Raw genomic sequence first — 1,478 nt, forward strand, 5'->3', positions numbered from 1 at the left:
CATCTCGTTATACACAAGTGGCGCAGTAGCAGACGTTTGTCCTAAAGCGCATTGAGCAATGAACATGCGTGATTGGGGTTGTTAACTGCCAGAATTTCGCGTTTACTCTCGACTTTTCGAATGCAGATTCGTAATAAGCCGGGAGCGTGGGTGGACGAGGAATTTGAAACACTGGATCTGGGTGACCCGAGGCGGGATCGTCGGGCGAAGGAATTGCTGAAGCGGTTTGCCGCGCGTCCCACGGCGAGTATTCCGGGTGCCTGTGAGGGCTGGGCCGAGACCATGGCGGCGTACCGCTTTCTGGGCAATGAGCACATCGACTGGCGCGACATGATGCAGCCGCACTGGGAGCGCACCGCTGCGCGCATGGGCGAGTTACCGGTAGTCCTGTGCGTGGCTGACACGACGGAGCTGAACTTCAACGGCCAGGACATCGAGGGGGCCGGCCCGCTCAGTTATGAAGCGCAGGTGGGCATGTATCTTCACGCGACCTATGCGGTCACACCGGATCGCGAGGCGCTGGGTGTCATGAACGCCTGGATGTGGGCACGCGAGCCGCGCGACGAAAACGGCCAGCGTGGCGGCGTATGCGAGAGCGTTCGATGGATCGAAAGTTATGAGATCGTGGCGCAGCAGGCGGCAGCCATGCCGGGCACGCGGCTGGTATATGTGGCCGATCGCGAGGGTGATATCGCCGCGCTCATGCAGCGTGCGCAGGAGTTGGGCGAACCGGCTGACTGGCTGATCCGCTCCCAGCACAACCGCGCACTCAAGGGCGAAGCAAAACTGTGGGAGACGGTACACGCGAGCGAGGTGCTCGGTCATATCAGCTTCGTGCTGCCCGGGCGGGGTGGCCAGAAGGCGCGTGAAGTGAAGCAGGAACTGCGTGTACAGCGCGTGACGTTACCCGGGCGCGGCGGCGTCGAGCTGAGCTGCATTGAGGCATGTGAAGTGGATGCGCCCACTGGCGTGAAGCCCGTCGTCTGGCGCCTGCTGAGCAACCGCGAAGTGCCCGATGCGCATGCGCTCACCGAACTGATCGACGGGTACCGCGCGAGGTGGGAGATCGAGATGTTCTTCAATGTGTTGAAGAACGCCTGCCGGGTTGAAACGTTGCAGCTCTCGCAGATGGAGCGCGTGGAGAAGGCGCTTGTGCTGTATATGGTGGTGTCCTGGCGTATCGCACGGCTCATGCGGTTGGGCAGGACCTGCCCGGAGCTGGATGCTTCGCTGTTCTTTGAGGCTGACGAGATACACGGCGCTCATGTGCTCTCAAAGAAACCCCGCCCGAAAAAGCCACCGACACTTAACCAGATGATACGGATGATCGCATCACTGGGTGGATTCCTCGGACGCAAGGGCGACGGTGAACCCGGCGCGAAGACACTGTGGATTGGCATGCAGCGCGTCATGGATGCGGTGATCACCATCCAGATCCTGCGCGACGGGTACGATACTTCTGTATAACGAGATGCCTT

General features: G+C 60.8%; 1 protein-coding gene. It reads left to right on the plus strand.

The window, feature by feature from the left end:
* The first annotated feature begins 120 nt into the window (after positions 1-120).
* Positions 121-1,467 (plus strand): IS4 family transposase, encoded by a 1,347-nt coding sequence (locus tag C7411_RS36780; RefSeq protein WP_110389034.1) that lies wholly within the window; start codon positions 121-123, stop codon positions 1,465-1,467.
* The last annotated feature ends 11 nt before the right edge of the window (positions 1,468-1,478 follow it).

This window comes from Paraburkholderia silvatlantica (assembly GCF_003096715.1).
Lineage (GTDB): Bacteria > Pseudomonadota > Gammaproteobacteria > Burkholderiales > Burkholderiaceae > Paraburkholderia > Paraburkholderia silvatlantica.

Excerpts from the sequence above, each read along its gene's own strand:
- C7411_RS36780 (WP_110389034.1), top strand. The coding sequence starts at position 121 with ATGCAGATTCGTAATAAGCCGGGAGCGTGGGTGGACGAGGAATTTGAA.